The organism is Telluria sp. AC161, assembly GCF_979258535.1.
The window spans coordinates 607,608-626,676 of record NZ_OZ409861.1 but is presented as its reverse complement, the minus strand read 5'-3'; the positions used below and the strand labels follow the sequence as shown (position 1 = coordinate 626,676).

Annotated in this window: 16 protein-coding genes; 7 read left to right on the top strand and 9 right to left on the bottom strand. The window is 58.9% G+C overall.

The annotated features are described in order from the left end of the window. Positions 1-15: 15 nt before the first annotated feature. Genes ACZ0AJ_RS02705 through ACZ0AJ_RS02695 form a run of 3 tightly spaced genes read right to left on the bottom strand, consistent with a single transcriptional unit; the run spans position 16 to position 3,441 of the window. Positions 16-453 carry a hypothetical protein gene (locus ACZ0AJ_RS02705; RefSeq protein ID WP_332530305.1) on the bottom strand — a complete coding sequence of 146 codons (438 nt, stop codon included), beginning with the start codon at positions 451-453 and terminating at the stop codon, positions 16-18. Positions 454-493: 40 nt separating this feature from the next. Further along, on the bottom strand, positions 494-1,972 hold the full coding sequence (locus tag ACZ0AJ_RS02700) for a hypothetical protein (RefSeq protein WP_499452588.1): 1,479 nt from the start codon (positions 1,970-1,972) through the stop codon (positions 494-496). After that, positions 1,969-3,441: a hypothetical protein gene (locus ACZ0AJ_RS02695; protein ID WP_499452586.1), complete on the bottom strand. Its 1,473-nt coding sequence runs from the start codon at positions 3,439-3,441 to the stop codon at positions 1,969-1,971. The genes ACZ0AJ_RS02700 and ACZ0AJ_RS02695 overlap by 4 nt, the downstream gene beginning before the upstream one ends. Before the next feature lie 331 nt (positions 3,442-3,772). Between ACZ0AJ_RS02695 and ACZ0AJ_RS02690 the strand changes: the two genes are divergently transcribed. Together ACZ0AJ_RS02690 and ACZ0AJ_RS02685 are read left to right on the top strand one after the other, a co-directional pair. Then, positions 3,773-4,441 (top strand): pentapeptide repeat-containing protein, encoded by a 669-nt coding sequence (locus tag ACZ0AJ_RS02690; protein WP_499452584.1) that lies wholly within the window; start codon positions 3,773-3,775, stop codon positions 4,439-4,441. Between the two features lie 141 nt (positions 4,442-4,582). Continuing rightward, on the top strand, positions 4,583-6,163 hold the full coding sequence (locus ACZ0AJ_RS02685; RefSeq protein WP_499452582.1) for a sensor domain-containing diguanylate cyclase: 1,581 nt from the start codon (positions 4,583-4,585) through the stop codon (positions 6,161-6,163). A 31-nt stretch (positions 6,164-6,194) separates the two neighbouring features. Here the strand turns inward: ACZ0AJ_RS02685 and ACZ0AJ_RS02680 are convergent, their stop codons facing one another. From ACZ0AJ_RS02680 to dusA, 4 genes are all read right to left on the bottom strand, one after another. Then, positions 6,195-6,620 carry a YXWGXW repeat-containing protein gene (locus ACZ0AJ_RS02680; protein ID WP_499452580.1) on the bottom strand — a complete coding sequence of 142 codons (426 nt, stop codon included), beginning with the start codon at positions 6,618-6,620 and terminating at the stop codon, positions 6,195-6,197. A gap of 233 nt (positions 6,621-6,853) precedes the next feature. Continuing rightward, positions 6,854-7,198, bottom strand: coding sequence for an energy transducer TonB (locus ACZ0AJ_RS02675; RefSeq protein WP_183549598.1), 345 nt, complete (start codon positions 7,196-7,198; stop codon positions 6,854-6,856). Positions 7,199-7,286: 88 nt separating this feature from the next. Beyond that, positions 7,287-9,089, bottom strand: coding sequence for a methyl-accepting chemotaxis protein (locus ACZ0AJ_RS02670; protein ID WP_499452578.1), 1,803 nt, complete (start codon positions 9,087-9,089; stop codon positions 7,287-7,289). Between the two features lie 355 nt (positions 9,090-9,444). Continuing rightward, the gene (gene dusA, locus ACZ0AJ_RS02665) at positions 9,445-10,470 is read right to left on the bottom strand and encodes a tRNA dihydrouridine(20/20a) synthase DusA (protein WP_499452576.1); all 1,026 of its coding nucleotides are present in this window, start codon (positions 10,468-10,470) and stop codon (positions 9,445-9,447) included. A 604-nt stretch (positions 10,471-11,074) separates the two neighbouring features. Here dusA and ACZ0AJ_RS02660 point away from each other — a divergent pair. From ACZ0AJ_RS02660 to ACZ0AJ_RS02650, 3 genes are all read left to right on the top strand, one after another. Beyond that, a complete protein-coding gene (locus ACZ0AJ_RS02660) occupies positions 11,075-11,596 on the top strand; it encodes a KwaA family protein (protein WP_499452574.1) in 522 nt (173 codons plus the stop codon). 7 nt (positions 11,597-11,603) lie between these two features. Further along, the gene (locus ACZ0AJ_RS02655; RefSeq protein WP_499452572.1) at positions 11,604-12,467 is read left to right on the top strand and encodes a Kiwa anti-phage protein KwaB-like domain-containing protein; all 864 of its coding nucleotides are present in this window, start codon (positions 11,604-11,606) and stop codon (positions 12,465-12,467) included. 494 nt (positions 12,468-12,961) lie between these two features. After that, a complete protein-coding gene (locus ACZ0AJ_RS02650) occupies positions 12,962-13,927 on the top strand; it encodes a hypothetical protein (protein ID WP_499453819.1) in 966 nt (321 codons plus the stop codon). A 444-nt stretch (positions 13,928-14,371) separates the two neighbouring features. Here ACZ0AJ_RS02650 and ACZ0AJ_RS02645 read toward each other — a convergent pair whose 3' ends face one another. Beyond that, complete coding sequence (locus ACZ0AJ_RS02645) at positions 14,372-14,599, bottom strand: hypothetical protein (RefSeq protein ID WP_499452568.1); 228 nt, start codon at positions 14,597-14,599, stop codon at positions 14,372-14,374. 190 nt (positions 14,600-14,789) lie between these two features. After that, the gene (locus tag ACZ0AJ_RS02640) at positions 14,790-16,988 is read right to left on the bottom strand and encodes a TonB-dependent receptor (RefSeq protein ID WP_499453816.1); all 2,199 of its coding nucleotides are present in this window, start codon (positions 16,986-16,988) and stop codon (positions 14,790-14,792) included. Positions 16,989-17,257: 269 nt separating this feature from the next. Here ACZ0AJ_RS02640 and ACZ0AJ_RS02635 point away from each other — a divergent pair, with 269 nt between their 5' ends. Together ACZ0AJ_RS02635 and ACZ0AJ_RS02630 are read left to right on the top strand one after the other, a co-directional pair. Next, positions 17,258-18,115 (top strand): flagellin N-terminal helical domain-containing protein, encoded by an 858-nt coding sequence (locus ACZ0AJ_RS02635; protein ID WP_499452564.1) that lies wholly within the window; start codon positions 17,258-17,260, stop codon positions 18,113-18,115. 88 nt (positions 18,116-18,203) lie between these two features. After that, a complete protein-coding gene (locus tag ACZ0AJ_RS02630) occupies positions 18,204-19,058 on the top strand; it encodes a hypothetical protein (protein WP_499452562.1) in 855 nt (284 codons plus the stop codon). Positions 19,059-19,069: the final 11 nt, after the last annotated feature.

The window sequence follows — 19,069 nt, the reverse complement described above, 5'->3', positions numbered from 1 at the left end:
TCCTGGTCTGGGTACTTATTTGCGGGAAGACAGCAGCATCAGCACCAGCGCAATCAGGCCGATCAGCGTTAGTGGGCCGATGATCAGGGGCGCCATGAACTTCGGTGCATTGATTGCCGCCAGCACGACGCCGGTCGACAGGCTGGCCAAAAAGATGAACAGCCACCAGCCAGCCGCATTCGCCTTGCCCGGTTGAATACGTTTTGCCACCAGCGTGTTGGCGTAGGCATTTTTGGCAAAGAAGAACGCAATGAACAGCACCAGCAGCACGCCGCCGCCGATCAGCGCATCGCGCGACGACGTGTCGACGTCGGTGGTTACCGGCAGCGATTCGACCGTCTCTGGCGTTCCCGTCGCGGGGGTCGCCGGGGTCGCCGCCGCGGCTGGCGCCTGCTGGCCTTCGACCGGTGCCGGCAGGGCAAAGCCTGCGTTATCTTTTGCTTGCTGCGTCATGCCACGTTCTCCTGAATGGGATAAAGACTACTTGAATGGATTACGACGCGATGGTCAACGTCTGGCCCGGCTCGACCTGGACCACAGTCGGACGGCCGAGCCCGCGCCGGATTTCGCCAACCGCGGCGCCGTCGTCGGCCTTGATCGCCAGCGACTTGAACGGCTTGAGCAGCACGTTGCGGCGCACGCCGTTGACCATGATCGGATAGCGCGTGGTTTTCATGGCCAGAAACGCGAGCGCAGCCAGCGCCAGCAGCAAGGCCAGCACGCCGCCGACGATCACGAGCACCGGCGTCAATGGATATTGCACGCGCACGATCAGCGGCACTTGCGCCGTGGACGATTTCACGCTGTCGGGCGGCACGAACATGTCCGACAGCGGGTCGCCCGGGAACAGCTCCTGCATCTCGGTCTTGAACGATGCCGGCAAGGCCAGCCTTTGATTGCTCAGGCCCAGGCTCACCGACATCGGCATGATCACTTGCTTGCCCATCGCCGCAATGGCCTGGCGCGACCAGGCCGACGGCACTTCTTCGAGCGGCAGCTTGAAGCTCACCTCGATCGACTGGCTGGCGCCCGGCGCGAGATTGCTCACGGCTGTCGGTGTCACCGTCAACGGCGTCGTGCCAGCGCGCGTGCGCAGCTGGCCATCGACGGTGGCCTGTGCAATCAGGTACGGATAGAACAGGTTCTGCAGGGATGCTTTCAAGCGGATGTGCGGGACCAGCTTGTCGGCGTCCACATCGAGCACAACGGTGCGCTTGTCAGTGCCCATCGAGGCCGTCATGTTCGGGGTATTCAGCACGGCCTGGGGGACGATGCGCACGCCGTCCTGGTCCACCGGTTTCAGGCGCGCCGGCGGTTTGGTCAGGATCGTCGCCAGACGGCCTTCGGCCACCATGCGGCCCAGCTCGTCGCCCGCTTCCTTACCGTAGGCCAGCCCGTAGACCATCAATCCTTTGGCGGCAAAGAACTTGCCCTGCACCGGCATGCGCAGCGGGAACACCACGGTGCGCGTGATGGAAGGCTCCAGGTGCAGCAACCGGTAGAACTCCAGATTGCGCGCCGCCGTGGCGGGATCGTTGCCGGGGCTGTTCTTGTTGTTGGTGAAAATCCAGATGATGCCGGGGCGCGACTTGAACGTTTCACCGATGGTTTTGGTCACCGCTTCGCGAAAGTCCGTGTCGGCCAGTGCGCTGGCGCTCTTGCGCGCAGGCGCGAGCGGCGCCAGCCAGCCGGCCACCTGGGCGGCGCCATCGCCCTGCCCCAGCAATTGCGGCGAGACATTGCTGCCGCTGGACTGGCTGAACGCGAGCACCATGACCTTGTCGCCCGGACGCGCGGCGGCATTGGCCACGGCGGCAATCAGCGGTTTGAACTGCGATTGCGGATCGGCGTAGAACGGCTCCATCCAGCCGGAGTTCTGCACCAGAAACGCTTGCTGAATGGCCTGCGCCGGCACAGCGCACAGACCCAGGACGACGCTCGCGAGCGCCGCACACCACGCGCGCGGCATCATTGCTGGACGTCCCAGCCGAGGATGCGCTGCATGCCGGGGTGGTAGGCCCACAAGTAACCGTTGTGCAGGAAGAGGCGCAGTTCCCATGGTTTGCTGACCGCGATGGTGTGGAATACGATGTCGTTGTTCTCATCATCGTAGACCAGTTGGGCGCGCATGCGTTCAGCCGAATTGAGCAAGGTACCCAGGCCGGCCGTGCTGTCGATGCGCAAGGCCAGCACGGCGCTGCGCTCGCCCAGCTCCAGCAGTGGCACGACGACCGTGTTGGCCGCCCCATCGTCGCCATGTTCCGGCTCGACCCATGGATCGGTTTTCAGCTTGGTGGCGAAGCGGTAGTTGATGGTGCCCGAGCCGATGCGCGGATTGAGCGCGGCGACCTGTTCGTGCTCGTTGACGCCAAGGCGCACGTACACATAACTGTCGAGGCGGCTGTCAAAGCACAACTGCCACAGAGAACCCGAGCGCGTTATGTGCGCGCTGCCGAATTCGAAATGCGGCGTGATGCCTTCCGGCCAGGCCAGGAACGTGGCCGCCACGCTGCCGTCAGTCATTTTCTGCAAGCGCAACTGCCCTTCCGCGCAGGGCCAGACCGCAAGCCGGCCATAGGCGCACGGCGCGCCCATCTCGCCCAAAGTCCAGCTGCCATCGACGCGCAGTGGCGGACCGGCCACGCCATGGGCGTCGGCAAACACGAACTGGACCACGCCGTTTTCATGACGAATCGGCGCCCAGACCTGGTGATCGAATGCCACCGGCGCGCCCACGACCGGGGCGTTGCCCACGTAATCGATCCGGAACTGCAGCGCCGCGAAATCGGGCACCAGCATCGCCAGGCCATGTTCGGTGGGAATATACAGGCGGCTGTTGAATGCAGCGGCCATCTCTGCGCGCCAGGCGTGTACGGGCAAATTCGATTCGGACAGCAGACGCGCACCGATGCCCAGCAGCGGCTGCCACTTTTGCGACGCCGGCAGCCAGCCGAACAGCGTGCCCTTGCCCGTATCGAGCGCGAGCAGGACGGCGCCAACCGTGCCGAACGTGCCCGAGAAGAATTCGTACTCGCCTGGCGGCGGCAGCGGCAATTCCATGTCGGCCATGCTGTCGGCGTCGTGCCGGCGCAGGCGATCGACCGGCACGCTGTGGCGCGTGCGCTTCAGGCCGACGGCTTCGGGCATCCCAGCGTCCGTGATGGCCGACGCGCCGCTTGGCGCAATCCAGCTGGCGCCGCTCGGGGGATTGGGCGCCAGTTGCGCGCCGTCGATGGGCGAGAAATTAAAATCGGGGGGATACAGCGTCGGCGCACCGTGCGCACGGCGCATGTTCATGATGGCGGCAATATCTGCGGAACCCAATGAGGGGGCGATGGCATTACCCATCACCGTGCGATTAAGGCGAATCTCGCCATCGTTGGCTGCCACCGTCCAGCTGCCGGAAGCGAGTTCCCAATCAGCCGTTTTCTTATGATCCATCTTGTATTCCGAATTTCTCAAACACGATTACCCTTCGACTGTTTTCAATAAGCTTAACCGGAAATAAGCACTTATCAAAAACATAAAGGGAGCGACACTATCTTACCTTTTTTTTGTCCAAGTGGAAACTCAGCGTGTACCTTTCCCGCCCAGCGCACAACACCCTGCGCCGCCTGTGAATTGCGTGCAATTTCCGATGAAATCAGGCACGAATTGGGCACCAGAAAATTCAGGTAAACTGCCGCCACCATGCTGTTGGGCGCTATGAGCGTAACCCGAGAACTTGAAACCCGGTCGCCGCTTTGGTGCGCGCTATTTTCAACACAAATTAATGCATACATTTACCGATTCCCCAAGCCGTGACGATATCGCTGCGGCACTTGCCAGCGGCAGCATTACGTTTATCGATTGCATGCTGGACGATGCCGATCTGTCGCGGCTCGATCTGCGTGGCAGCAGCTTCATCAATTGCAGCATTGCCGAAACCTCGTTTTACGCCGCCAAGCTGGCGCAGACCACGTGGCAGCGCTGCCGCGGCCGCCAAGCCGATTTCGAGGCGGCCGACCTGACCGATGCGCAGTTCCAGAGCTGCGACCTGAACAACAGCAGCTGGCGCCGCGCGCGCCTTGCCTCCCTCACCTTCAAGGGCTGCAAGCTGACCGGTGCGAATTTCGAAGAAGCAGCGCACCTGGGTTTGAGCTTCGAAGAATGCCTGCTGATCGGCGCCGACCTGCGCCGCATGTCGTTTCGCAAATCCACATTGAAGGCGCTCGACTTTTCGGACGCCGACCTGGCCGCCTGCGACTTTCGCGACACCGTGTTCGAAGGCGGCAGCCTGCGCAACGCCAGCCTGAAACAGGCGCGCTTCGACAATGCCGACCTGCGCGAAGCGGATCTGTCGGGCCTGACGTTGGCCGACGTCAAGCTGTTCCAGGGCGCCTGGATCACGCCGCGCCAGGCAGCCGAACTGATCAGCGAGCTGGGATTGCGCGTGGCCTGAGCTAACGAGCAGTTGTAACGGGGCGGCGACAATTCGGGCGCAGGGTCGGCGCTGTGCGACAATTCGTCGGTTTTCTACAAGTAATCAGCGTCCCTGCAGCTGACGACCCTGGGCGTTTGTAGCGGCGCGCCCTCTCCCACGATGCCAGACACCAGTGCCGTTCCCGAAATCTCCCGCCTGACCGCTGAAAAGCGCCCCGCCGTGCGCAATGCCGTGCTGTTCGTCGTGGCTTTGTGCCTGTTGTTACTGGCGATCCAGATCTCGGACAGCTGGCGTGCGCGCCAGGAACGTCTGGCCGAAGTGGCCGTGGCCACGGCCAATATGTCGCATGCGCTCGCGGCCCAGGGCGAAAGCGCCGTGCGCGTCGTCGATACCGTGCTGGCCGGCGTGGTTGAACGCGTGGAAACCGATGGGGCCGACCGCGGCGCTGAACGTGCCCGGTTGCAGCTGCATCTGAAGAATATGGCCTCGCAGGTCGAGGAGCTGCATGCGCTGTTCGTGTTCGGCGCCGACGGCCGCTGGTTGATGACGTCGCAAGACCGTACGCTCGCACACAACAACACCGATCGCGAATACTTTCAATATCACCTGACACACCGGGATCGCGGCGTGCATGTCGGCAAACCGGTGCGCAGCCGGTCGACCGGCGACTGGGTGCTGCCCGTGTCGCGCCGGCTGGATCATCCCGATGGCAGCTTTGCCGGTGTGGCGCTCGGCACCATCCGCATCGCGTATTTTTCGACGCTGTACGAAAGCTTCGACGTCGGCCGCGCCGGCGTGGTCATGCTCACGCTCGACGATGGCACGATGGTCTACCGCCTGCCGCACAGCGAGTCGCTGATCGGCACCGATGTGAGCAACGGCCCGATCCAGCAGATGTACCTGAGCCAGGGGCCGGTTGGCTCCGGCATGCGACGCTCGAAGATCGACGGCATCGAGCGGCTCTACAGTTACCGCCACCTCGACACCTATCCATTGATCGTCGCGACCGCGCAATCGAAGGAGGAAATTCTCGCGAAATGGCTGCAGTCGGTGCTGACACAGGCCACGATCACGTTTGTCGCGATCTTGCTGCTGCTGGCCTTCGGCTGGCGGCTGGTGCGCCAGATCATGATTCGCGACCACCTGCAACACGAACTGGTGGGCGCGCGCGAGCAACTGCAGGAACATAACCGGGCATTGACGGTGCTGGCCGACCATGATGGCCTGACCGGCATCGCCAACCGGCGCCGTTTCGAAGCAGCGATGACGCTGGAAAATGCACGCGCGGCGCGTAGCGGACTGCCGCTGTCGATCGTGCTGATCGACGTCGATTACTTCAAGCGCTTTAACGATACGTATGGCCACGTGGCGGGCGACGCCTGCCTGCGCCAGGTAGCGGCGGCGCTGCGGGACAGCCTGGTGCGCCCGGCCGATCTGGCGGCGCGCTATGGTGGTGAGGAATTTGTGGCATTGCTGCCGGATACCGATCCGGCCGGGGCCAGGATGGTCGCCGAACGCATCCGCGGCGCCGTGATGGCACTGCAGATCGTCCATGCGGGTAATGATGCCGGCATCGTGACGATCAGCGCCGGCGTGTACACGTCGACGGTGGCCAGCACGACGGGAGAGGGCGTGGCCATTGCCGCCAGTAGCCTGGTGGAACGAGCCGACGCCCTGCTCTACCAGGCCAAGCTGTCAGGCCGGAATCAAGTCTGCGGCGGCGACAGCACGGCCGCTTGAATCTTGCCGTGTTCTGCCGCTGCCTGACCTGTTAGTAGCGGTTAGGATTGTTCGGGCGGTTGTCGTGGCGGTTCGGGACACCGTCGCGATCACGGTCGCCGCGTGGACCGTTGTCACGGCCGCGCACTTCCTGACGCCAGCCGCCACGGTCGAGGTGCCAGCCATTGCGGTCCTGACGCCACTCTGCGCGCTGATAAGCGTAGCCAGGACGCACTTTTTCCCAATGGCCGCCCACCCAATCGTGGCGGCGACCGTTCCAGTTCCAGTAACCCGGCACCCAGTCGAAACCACGGCGTGCGTTCGGCACGGCTTCGCGGCGCAGCGCTGGCGGCGCCTTCTTGATGATGATGACGTCGGCGCGCTGATGATGCGGCTGGGCTTGCACCGGTGCGAAAGCCGAGGTGCCGATCAGGAGCGCGGCAGCAACAGCGGTGGCGGTAGAGAGGAAGGTTTTCATGATGTGCTCCGTTTCGGTTGCTGTTTGTATGACTTCAATATACCGGGCGCATCCGTTAAAAAACGGGATTGAACCAAGTGATTACAGCAGTAACATATGGCAACAATCTTGTAACAACCAAGATTGTTTGGTGCAGAGGGGAAATGACGCGGGAGGCGGTACTGCGGGGGATAAAACAACGCAGCCGGCATGTGGCGCCGACTGCGTGAAAGGGAACGTACAGGGAGCGTAGATCAGTCCAGCTTGAAGGCGTAGTCGATCTTGGTCCAGGTTTGTGCTGGTGCGCCGTCCTTGGTGCCCGGCTTGAACTTGCACGAAGTCAGGCCCTTGACCAGCGCGCGGTCGAGGTTCTTGAAGCCGCTCGACTTGTCGATCTTCGATTCCGTCACGGTGCCGTCCGCGGTGACCAGGAACGACGCGGTGGTCGTGCCCTGCTCTTCATTCATCAGCGACGCCTTCGGGTACTCGATGCTGCATTTCTTTGGATCGAACTGGGCCGAGGTCTCAGCGGCGAAGCTCGCGCCGGCAGCGGCGGTCAGGGTCAGTGCAACGAACAGTTTGGCGGACAGGTTTTTCATGGTTTCCCCACTTAAGGTTTTTGAATTGAACGGCAATGGTCTGGGTGTGCGCCGCACGGCGGGCCGGCGCTGATCGACTACTTAAAAATCAGAACTCTTCCCACTCGTCGGCGCTGGCGGTGGCGCTGACGGCGGCTTTCTTCGGCTTCGGCGCTGCAACTGCCTCGTCCGCTTTTTTCGGTGCAGCCGATGCTGCAGCCGGCTTCTTCAGTGCCGGTGGCGCCGGGCGCTTGACGACCGGACGTGCCACCACCGCAGTGGTGGTCACGGCCGGCGCGGCTGCCGGGGCCTTGGCCTGAGCGTGGGCTGGAACGTGGTGCTCTTCGCCCTCTTCCAGCTTGAAGATGCTGACCACGCGGGCCAGCTCGCCTGCCTGGTCCTGCAGACTCTGTGCGGCTGCGGCGGCTTGTTCCACCAGCGCAGCGTTTTGTTGCGTCATGCTGTCCATCTCGATGATCGACGTGTTGACCTGGGCGATGCCGGCGCTCTGCTCGGCGCTGGCGTTGGCGATTTCGCTCATGATGTCGGTCACGCGCTTGACGCTCGAGACCACTTCGTCCATCGTCACGCCGGCCTGGCCGACCAGCTTGCTGCCGCGCTCGACCTTCTCGACCGAGTCACCGATCAGCGTCTTGATTTCTTTTGCTGCCGCGGCCGAACGCTGCGCCAGATTGCGCACTTCGGATGCCACGACCGCAAAGCCACGGCCCTGTTCACCGGCACGGGCTGCTTCGACTGCCGCGTTCAGCGCCAGGATGTTGGTCTGGAAGGCGATGCCATCGATAACGCCGATGATGTCCGAGATCTTGTTGGCCGACGTATTGATCTCGCCCATCGTGCCGACCACTTGCGACACCACGTCGCCGCCCTTGCGGGCCACGTCCGACGCAGTTGCCGCCAGCGCATTGGCTTCGCGGGCACTGTCGGCATTCTGTTTCACGGTCGCGGTCAGCTCTTCCATCGCCGAGGCGGTCTTTTCCAGCGAGCTTGCCTGCAGTTCGGTACGCGACGACAGATCGATATTGCCGGCGGCGATTTCACGCGAGGCGGTGCCGATAGTTTCCGTACCGCGACGCACTTGCTCGACGATACCAACCAGGCTGTTGCGCATTTCTTTCATTTCGACCAGCAGGCTGCCGCGATCCGATGCTTTGGTGTCGATGGCGATCGACAGGTCGCCATGGGCGATGCTGCCAGCGATCTTCGCCGTGTAGGCCGGCTCGCCGCCGAGCTGCTTGAGCAGGCTGCGGGTGATGACCACGGCAGCAACGATACCGATGACGACCGCCAGCACCAGCAGGACCAGCATGAAGTTACGGGCATTGGCAAACGCCGTTTCGGCATCGGCCTTGCTTTGGGCATTCTGTTTGTCTTCCAGGGCCGACAGGGCGTTCAGGGCGTCGGTCCACTTGCGCTGCACGGGACGCACTTCACGGATCATCACGCGGGTGGCGCCCATCGCATTTGCGGCCAGATACAGGTCGGTCGCACGAGCAATGGCCGGCATCGCGGTTGCTTCGTGTTCCTTGATCTGGTTGAGCAGCGTCTTTTCCTGATCATTGGCATAGGTTGCGAACAGCGCAGCCAGTTTGGCCTGGGCCGCATCGTACTTGGCGGTTTGTTCCTTGAATTTGACGATTTCCGGTTCCATGTCGGCCGGGTCGGTCATCAGGGTCAGCACGCGCAGCGAAGCGAGGCGATCGCTGACGTTGTTGCGCATTTCGACCACGAGCCCGGTCGATACATTACTGACGCTCACCACGTGATCGAGGCGATCCTGGATCTGCGCCATGCGCAGGATGCCGACCACCGCGACTGCGACCAGCAGTACCAGAACCAGTGCGAAACCGAGGGCCAGACGGGTGCCGACCTTCATGTTGTTCAAATTCATTCGTGTTTTCCCTGTAACTTATTGATCGAAACTCGTCCGGTAGAGATCGCGTCCCGCGATACGCCGTACGATGCGCAAGTGAAAGCTATGTTTCTTATAGTTTTCAGCTATTTCCTAAAGGATAAATGAAGAATTCCTCGTCGAACGAGAAAATCTCTTTCTCCGATGAATTGTTTCAACACAACAACAGGGTTGATGTGGTTCAAGAATTGGAACAGAGAAACATTATGGAACTCACGTTGCCCTTCGGCAAGCAAATTTGAAGTCTCAAGATAGTTTCGGTATGGAAATGTCTCGCTTTGTCTACAGACGAAAAAAAGCGTGCCGAGGCACGCTTTTTGTTAGCGAGGTGTGGTTACGCGGTTGCAGGCATCCGCGCAGCGGCAGCCAGCAGCAGGCGTGCATCGCCCAGCGCCAGTTGCTTCGAGTCCGACAGCGTCTGGCGGAAGGCGCGTGCGCCCGGCAAACCCTGCATCAGGCCCAGCATGTGACGCGTGATGCTGTTCAGCTTCAAGCCCAGCGGGCCGTACTGGCGCAGTTGCGCGTCGATGTACGGGATCATCGCTTCGAGAACGTCGATGCGCGTGCGCGGTGCGCCGGGGGCATCGTAGAAACGTGCGTCCCAGTCGGCCATCGTCCATGGGTTGTGATAAGCCTCGCGCCCGAGCATGACGCCATCGACGTGCTGCAAATGCAGCGCGATCTCGTCGTCGCTCTTGATGCCGCCGTTGATGATGATTTCCAGGTCGGGAAACTCGCGCTTGAGTTCATACGCCACGGCATAGCGCAGCGGCGGGATCTCGCGGTTTTCCTTCGGCGACAGGCCTTTCAGGATCGCGTTACGGGCGTGCACGATGAACGTTTTGCAGCCGGCATCGGCGACCGTGCCGATGAAGTCGCGCACGAAGCCGTATTCTTCATTGTGATCGATGCCGATGCGGTGCTTGACGGTGACGTCGATCGACACGGCGTCGCGCATCGCCTTGACGCAGTCAGCCACCAGTTGCGGCTCGTTCATCAGGCAGGCACCAAACGCGCCCTTCTGCACGCGCTCGGAGGGGCAGCCGCAGTTCAGGTTGATCTCGTCGTAGCCCCACTGCTCACCAAGCTTCGCGCTCTTGGCCAGGTCGCCGGGGTCGCTGCCGCCCAGTTGCAGGGCAATGGGATGCTCGATGTCGTCGAAGCGCAGGTGACGCTCGGCGTCGCCATAGACCAGCGCGCCGGTGTTGACCATCTCGGTGTAGAGCCAGGTGTGGCGGGTGATCTGCCGGTGGAAGACGCGGCAGTGGCGGTCGGTCCAATCCATCATGGGTGCAACGGACAGGCGGCGAGATGGCGGGACGATGGCAGTAGCAGCCGGAATGGTCGAAGGAGTGCTCATGCTGGAGGGTGTGGTCGCCTGAGAGCAGGCGATGAATACAGTCGAAAACGCGCCATCATAAGCCAAAGCTGTTCAAGGTGCATTCATACAGCCAGATCAGTTATGGTAAGCGCCACGATGGGCGAACGCGAGACTTGAGAGAAGATGCCGTCGGGGTTGGTTTACGATTTCAGGTCGCGCGCTGAAGCTTGGGCAGTGCTTTGCAAGCGCTGGTGTCTGACAAGGTTAGGTTGAGGTTGTGTCCAAATGTCAGACCTGATGCCTGAGCTGTATAAGGGTGGTTCGCGCCTGTGCGAACAAGGCCATACGATCGAGCAGTTGGCGCTTGTGCAGGACGTCGGGACTGGAAGATGCTTGCCGCTATGCTCAGATCCGAGAGAAATATCTACATCGAGCGCAACGCGATGTCATCTTACCTCTTTTGGAACAGAGGGTCGGCATCGTATTTTTGGTTAATTGAACAGTCAGAAAACTTGTTCAGCGTCGATATAATTGGCGAGAATTCAACGCTATTGCATCACATACAATATTAATTACGGGCCGCAGCGGCTGCCAGTACTGTACAAACATACAGTATAATGTCGGTCTCTTAAAGGAGTTCGTCATGCTAGGCGTCATTGTTAGAATTGTACTTGCTCTTACAGCTTCAGCGCCAATCAGCATCTCTATTGCATATATCTTTGCGGCGAAAGAACATAATTATCGACTTGCAGTAGTTGCAGCTTTTGCATGCTTGCTGCTTGGGGCGCTCGCTCTGCAGATCATCAAGTTGGCAGGGAAAAAATTAGAAATTCTCCCAATTTCTATTCAAAAGGTAAAAAGCGCTGACAAAGAGGTGATCGGATTTTTCGTAGCTTATGCTCTTCCGCTATTATTCAAGGGACAAGCATCGGCAGATATTGATGCATGGATATTAGCGATCGGAATGCTGGTTTTTGTATTAATTACTACCCACTCTCTGCAGGTTAATCCTGTGCTTGGCGCTTTTGGTTATCATTTTTACGAGGCTGAGACTAAAGATGGAATTACATTTCTTCTCATATCAAAGCGAAAGATAAATAACGTAAAGTCGATTGGCAAAGTAGTACAACTTAGCGAGTACGGGGTTTTAGAGATAAATAATTAGGCCAACTATGAATCTTTTTGCACTCACAAGCATTCCAAATGCGCGAATTATCCGATTTCCACTAAGCCAGGGATTGCAAGCTGAAATCCAAGAACTTTTCGACAGCCAGTATGAATCGTTCATGAACGGGATCGATACCGTAGTACCTTTTGAAGGCAGTTATAGGCCTGAAGAAGGAGAACTACTAGCCATCGAAAATTTTGTTGATATCGACGGGATTGCGGACGCCGTTGCCAACCCAATCAAGATCGACCAATATAGCCCAGAAGTGCACTCTCTCGACTGCGTCAAAGCCATTTTTACCGAGCATCGCTCGGACGTGAAGGGTCGAGTTTTGGTGCAGATTTTCGAAAACCGCCGCCTTATCGCAAAGAGCGGAATCGCAATGTTTTTTTCTGGAAATACATTTCAGAGAATGACTGATGCAGGCTTGACTTTGGATACGAAGCTCTTAGCAGTTTTAGAAGGCGGCACACTTAAGTTCCAAAGCTTCCATTTTGCCCGTCGCGTATTCGAACTGAGTGAATATTTTAAGGACGCGACGACTGAAGAAGTAACCAACTTTGCAAATCATGAAAAGTTCGCAGTTGAAAGTGTACCTGAATTTGTTGCTTCAGCTAGCACCCCAATAAGAAAGAAAATCGCTTTAATTAGGCAGAGTGGTATTTTAGATAAATTCACTACAGAGCAAATAGCTGCCGCGGCGGTAGACTTTGCCGTGCAAATAGACAGAACTGAAGACGGAAAGATAAAGCTGCCCAGCAATGCGACTGAACTTCGACGTATTTTGCGCTTCTTGGACGAAGACCATTACAAGTCGCCATTATCACAGACTCACTATATTTCAAATTCGAAGCGAGTCGCCGACTAGCAATAGATTAGCCCAAATAAATTAAGCCGCAGAAGCGGCTTATTTTATTACCTGCTTCTATGCTCAATGTCCAATTGCTTTGATTTTGTTTTGCTAATCATGAACTGTCTTCGCGCGTTGTACCACGCATTCCGCATACTGGCACAGCCCGTCAATATTCCAAGTCTCTCACACGTAATAGTTGGCGGCGATCGGGAGTTTGACCATGGAGCATGATACCTCCTGCGCTCTAGCATCCACGGAAAATATCGTAGATCAACATGGACCATACGCTCGCGAGAGTTGAATGAATTTACGACGTTCGCGAATAGTTCCGGAACGACGCCAAGCACTCGAATTATAGGCGAACCTTTTTGAAGATGTTTGAATATGAAATGTAGTACCAATACGGGTGCCATTTAAAAAGCATGCATAATTGATAATTTTGATTATCTGATTTAGTAAAATATGAGCAAAAAAAATCAAAGGCAAATAACACAGCGAGTCAAAGTTCAGTGGAAGTGATTTTAGAGAACAAAGAAATATGGCCAAAAATTAATATTTGCGCAGAATTCAAAATAAATTTTCGGCACAACCCAGACCATGCCAATGAAGTAGACTGGTATCGACTTGATGTCCCGACGTATTATGGAAACATGGCTGACGTTCGCTTTGGATATTTTGAGGGAAAGGGATTTGTGCAACTTTACGACTTTCCGCTAAGTCCGAAAGCGCTTGAATATATGAATTCACCGACGGACCCTCTTCTAAACTTTCTTTCGTTTCCGCCAGATTTTGAGTCAACTTATCAATCAATATGCTTAGAACTTAACTCAGCGGTGCGCCGAGTTCTCGAGTACGTTAAATTTTTTTTAGGTAGATACGAAATTTCGGATGATGTGGCTAGTGAAATTTCCACCTTCACTTGGGCAATGGATCGAAACTCCCACGAATATCGTCACTCCCCTGGGAAAATTTCTGGAAAAATTGGCGTGAATTTTCAACAGGAGCTTAATCACGATATACGGCTTAAATTACAGCATGGCATTAATGAGAATATTCAACCATTTTTTGCCATGAGACACATTTACAGAGCAATTCAAGAGAAAAACCCAAAGTTCAAATGGATTGATGCCACAATTGCGGCGGAGCTTGCAATCAAAGAAGCTTTGATTCGCAAGGAGCCGAAACTTGCAGCGTTTATTGAGCACGTCCCGTCTCCTCCGTTATCCAAACTCTATGGCGAGCTTATGGAGATATATTTAGGGCGGAGATCAGAATTTTGTAAAACATTAAATGAGGGAGCTGCAATTAGAAATAAGCTCATTCACCAACCATTAGAGCATCGGGTGACAGAATCTCAAGCGGAGGACTACGCAGGTCAGGTTTTGATAGCCATCAACGAACTATATGGTTTGCTTTATCCTGACTGGGAGGTCGCCGTAAGCATGGCAAAAGTCCGCCATTTTTTTCATTTTTAATTCGTCCATATCTAAACTGTTTTCACATGGTGCACCACGCACGTAGCGTATTAGCTCAGAAGCTCGATTGCCCAAGCTTGCAACTCATCGTAATCGTCGGCGCCCGGGCACTCGACTGCTGGGCACAGCGTGGCCAACTCGCTATCGAGGGATGCCGTTGTTGGCGCCTTCGAGTGCGGCGTCGAGGTTTGGCATGCAACCAGTAGACAGAAGTTTCGCATCGCGCAGCTCTTTGTTGAGCGCTCACATGCGCAGCGCAAGGGTAGATTGAATAGCGGCGAACTCGTTGGCCGCCGTGAGTCAACGGGTGAGTCTCAAGTCCTGCTCAGCATACCGCGCCTGCCCCACTTTGCCCGATGCTTGCTGGAATGCGATGTACACAGTAAGTTGCGATACCACAACGACGTCGTTGTGGAAAAGTGGGCGAGATACCGCTGCTGCCGACTACATCATCAACTGCAGAAAAGCCCCACTGAAATCCACCGCCTTCTCCAGCACCATATCAGCGCAATAGGCACCGTCAAACTTGATCTGTTGCTGGACAATAGCTGACATCGCGCCGTCACCGGCTTGGCCGGACGCCGATAGTACGCATTCCCATTGGTCTCCAGCTTTTTTCACTGTGGTGATCGCAAGGGAACGATCACTGATTTCAAAGGTTATAAGTTTCATCACATGTTCGCAGAATATGGGAAGAACTATACCCTAGGGCAACAGAATACACGCGATTCAGTTACCGCAAAACAACGCCTGGAACAGATTTTTGTTCCGAATCTCGTACTTCGTACCGGCCATGCCCAAAAACTTAGGACCTGCCTGCATTCACCATGCAGGCAGGTCCCGGATCAAACCGTAGGACTACTTAGAAGTCAACCTGCGCCGACAGCAACACCGTGCGTGGCGCCGCAGCCGTACCAACCGTCGCCAGCGTGCTGCTCGACAGCCAGTAGCGCTTGTTGCCTGCGTTCTCGACGCTGGCACGCAGCACGACCGGCTTGCCCATCAGCTCAGTACGATAACGCGCGCCGAGATCGAAGCGCGTCCACGACGAGATATACACGGTATTGGTGACATTCTGCGCCAGCTCGGCCGTGTGGATCGCGCGGGCATTGAGGCTCAGGCCGCTAATCCATGGCAAGTCCCAGTCGACGCCGGCGTTGAACGCGTTCTTCGGCACGCCCGTGGCCTTCTTGCCTTCGTTGATGCCGCCGGCAGTGCGCTGCTGCTTGGCGTTGTAGAACGTGGCGCTCGTCATCAGGCGCAGGCCCGGTGCGGCTTCGCCGACTGCCGACAGTTCCAGGCCCCGGTTGCGCTGCGTGCCGTCCAGGCTGTAGATCGTCGTCAGCGGATCGGTGATGGCGTTTGGACGGTCGATCTGGAACACGGCGGCGCCGAGCAGTACGCGGCCGGTATCGACTTTCGTGCCCACTTCATATTGCTTGGACTTGAACGGGGCGAAGACTTCACCGGCATTCGCGGCCGTGGCCGGCGCGGTGCTGCCGCGGGTCAGGCCCGACGTGAAGTTCGCGTACAGCGACACGTTTTCCATCGGCATGACGGCCAGGCCAGCCAGCGGCGATACGGCGCTTTCGCTGTACGAGCTCGTCACCGCGCCGCTTGGCGCCACGTTATCTAGCGCTACCTTCTGCTTGCGCAAGCCGCCGGTGAACAGCACGCGGCCGTCCAGGAACGTCAATGTGTCGGTCAGCGAGACGCTCGACAGCTCGGTTTCCGACGTCTTGGTCGGCGCCAGGCGGTTGCCCATCATCGGCGTGATCGCGACCGGGTTGTAGATGTTCGACAGCTGCGACGAGCTTGGCGCGGCCGACAGGTAGAAGCTGCCCGCTTCGCTGTCCAGGCGCGAGACCGAGGCGGTGATGAAGTGCTTGATGCCGGCCGTGTCCAGGCTCAGGCGGGCCCCGACTTCGCCAGTCTTGCTGCGCCCATAGGCGTCGTACCAGGCGTTGGTCAGGCGGAAGTTGCCGGCAGCGTCAACCGCGTTCAGTGCGCGCGCCGTCGGGAAGTCCTGCTCGCTGGCGCCGTAGTGGTAGCCGGCCGTCACATAGACCATCAACTCTTTCGACACATCGTATTCGAGGCGCGAGGCGATCGTCGCATCGCGGAACTCGAGGTCGGCGCCGCGGTACACCGCGCGGTGGCCCGACGGTGGCGCCGGGATCGACGCGATGTCGGGCCGGAAGCTGTTCTGCGCGCGGAAGTTGTCGGTCTTTTCTTGCTGGCCGTAGCTGTCCAGGGTCCAGCGCAGTTTCGGCGAGCGGTAATCGAGCGCGATCGCGGCCAGGCCGAAATCCTGCTTGCCGTCGTCGATATTGGTGTCGCCGCCGCGGATCACGCCGTTGACGCGCACGCCCCAGGCGCCATTGTCGCCAAAGCGGCGGCCGACGTCGACATGGGTGCCAAACAGCGCCTGGCTTTCATAGGTGGCGGTCACCCGCGTCAATGGCTGGTCGCCGGCGCGCTTGGTGACGATATTGATGTTGCCGCCGACGCTGCCGTTCGGGCTGATGCCATACATCAGCGTGCCCGGCCCCTTGAGCACTTCGACGCGTTCCATGATGGCGGCCGGCATGCGGTTCGACGATGACAGACCGTACAGGCCGTTCAGGCCGACGTCGCCACTGGTGACATTGAAGCCGCGGATCTGGAAGTCTTCACTGAACCCGCCGGTCGACGTCATCACACGCACCGACGCTTCGTTGACGACAACGTCGGCCAGCGTGCGCACCTGCTGGTCTTCGAGGATTTGCGACGTATAGTTGGTTGTAGAGAACGGCGTCTTCATGATGTCCGCCTCGCCCAGGACGCCCAGTCCGCCGCTGCGACCGATCTGTCCGCCGGCATAGGCCGGATCGGCCTGCACTTTCGCACCGGTGATGATCACCTTCTCCACCGCTGCCGGCCCTGCCTCCTGCGCATTGGCGGCAAACGGCAGCGCCAGGATCGGCGCCGAGGCGACAGCGCCAACAAGCGCGCTCCTGATCAGGCGCGACAGGATCGATTCGACGGGTGGGCGCAGTGCGGCGTTGGCTTGTTGGGTCATGGTTTGGCAATCGTAAGGTGCGAAAAACCGGGATTCTAACAGAGATGAGAATCATTATCATCCTCATTCGCATTACTAGGGGCTGTTATTGCTGCAACATACGCCAAGGTGAGACGGTCATCGTAGGAGTGATTACCCGCCGAAAAATTTATTTGAAAAAAATTCGATAAAGAATTTAATGCCGTACGGAAATGTGTCGCCTTGTACTCATGAGAGCGAGTGACGCACTCGACATACAGAATTCTTTCCCTACATTTTCGGAGTCCATCATGCTGAGCCTGCACACCAACAACGCTGCCCTGTCCGCACAAAACGCCATCTCGAAGACCCAGAGCAATCTGTCGACCTCGATGACCCGCCTGTCGACCGGCTACCGCATCAATTCGGCAATGGACGACGCTGCCGGCCTGCAGATTGCTTCGCGCCTGAAGGCCCAGACCTCGGGTATGGCCGTTGCCATGCGTAATACCCAGAACTCGACCGCGATGCTGCAAACCGCTGAAGGCGCGCTGGATGAAGTGTCGAACATGCTGATCCGCATGAAGGATCTGGCAACCCAGGCTGCCGATACGTCGTCGAGCATCGCTGACAAAGAGTCGATGCAGTCCGAATATGACGCACTGGGTACCGAACTTGGCAACGTGCTGAAAAACACCAAGTTTGGTGGCGAAACGCTGATCGTGGCCGGTACGATTGGCGCTGCCATGAAATTCCAGATCGGTGCTGACGCGACCGAAGTCATGAACATCAACATGGCAACGGACGTGACTGCCATCGCTACCGACGTCGGTGCTGCCACCGCATCGTACGCTGCCGGCGCCGCAGGCACGGAAATCAGCACCGCCGCTGATGCCACCACTGCGATCACCGACCTGACCACTGCACTGGCATCGGTCAACAAAGTCCGTTCGAGCCTGGGCGCCGCCGCCAACCGTCTGGAACACGTCAACAACAACCTGTCGAACATCAGCACCAACACCAAGCAAGCTACCGGCCTGATCATGGACGTCGACTTCGCGACCGAAAGCGCCAACATGACGTCGAGCCAGATGCTGCTGCAAGCCGGCACCGCCATGCTCAAGCAGTCGAACAGCATGTCGTCGATGGTCATGTCGCTGCTGCAATAATGGCCGCATACCCGGGCCTCACCCCGGGTTAGACTTCGAAGGCCAGCCCATGCGGTTGGCCTTTTTTTATCGCTGACAGGTAAACCCAATGGCCCAGATGTTCCCCGTTGCCGCGCTGCCCCCGCCCACCCTCGTGCCATTGCAGGTCGGCGCCGTGGTGGCCCCGGCCCCCATCCTGGCTGGTGGCGCCGATGCGCTGCCGCTGCCGTTCTCGGCCCCACTGGCGCCGGAAACTCAGGCCACGGGCCAGCCGGGCCCGGCCGCCGACGGCGATGGCGCCGCCATGCGGCCGGACCAGGTCCTGATGGCGCGTCAGCTAGCCTATCAGCAGCAGGACGGCGCCGGCCTGGCGCGCGCCTGGCGCAGCCAGGTGCGTAATCATGGCAGCCAGTTGACCAGCCGCGCGCTGGCTGACATGGGCGGGCATTTGTCGCCGGCCATGCTCGCTGCCGGACAGCAGGGCCAGGTCGTGCACCAGCCCCAGCTGCTCGCAACGCACCAGGATGCCTGGCGCTTCACGGTCCATGGCGCTGGCGACAAGCCGCAGCATCTGGCCGTGCTGGCCGACGAGGCCGACAAGCCCCCCGGCCGCCGCCGCCGTGCGCGGGCCGCGCTGCGGCTCGAACTCGAACTGGCCGACGGCAGCGCCGTCGTGATCCAGGTCGAACCGACGCCGCAGGGCCTGGTGATCGAGGTCTGCGCGCCCGATGCGAGCGCGCTCACGCGCCTGCGCTGGCTACAGCCCGAACTCGAGACCGTACTGAAGCGCGCCGGCCTGACAGTGCTGCGCTGGGGCTTTCGCGACGCCCTGCCCCCCGGACGCAGCCACGCGATGATCGCCAATGCCGAAGAGGCGGCGCAGGCACTGACGCCGGCCGTGTTCCGCGCCGTGGCCGAACTGGCGCTGCTGCTGCCAGCCCAGCGGGCGCGCAGCTCAGGCTGATCCAACAGGCT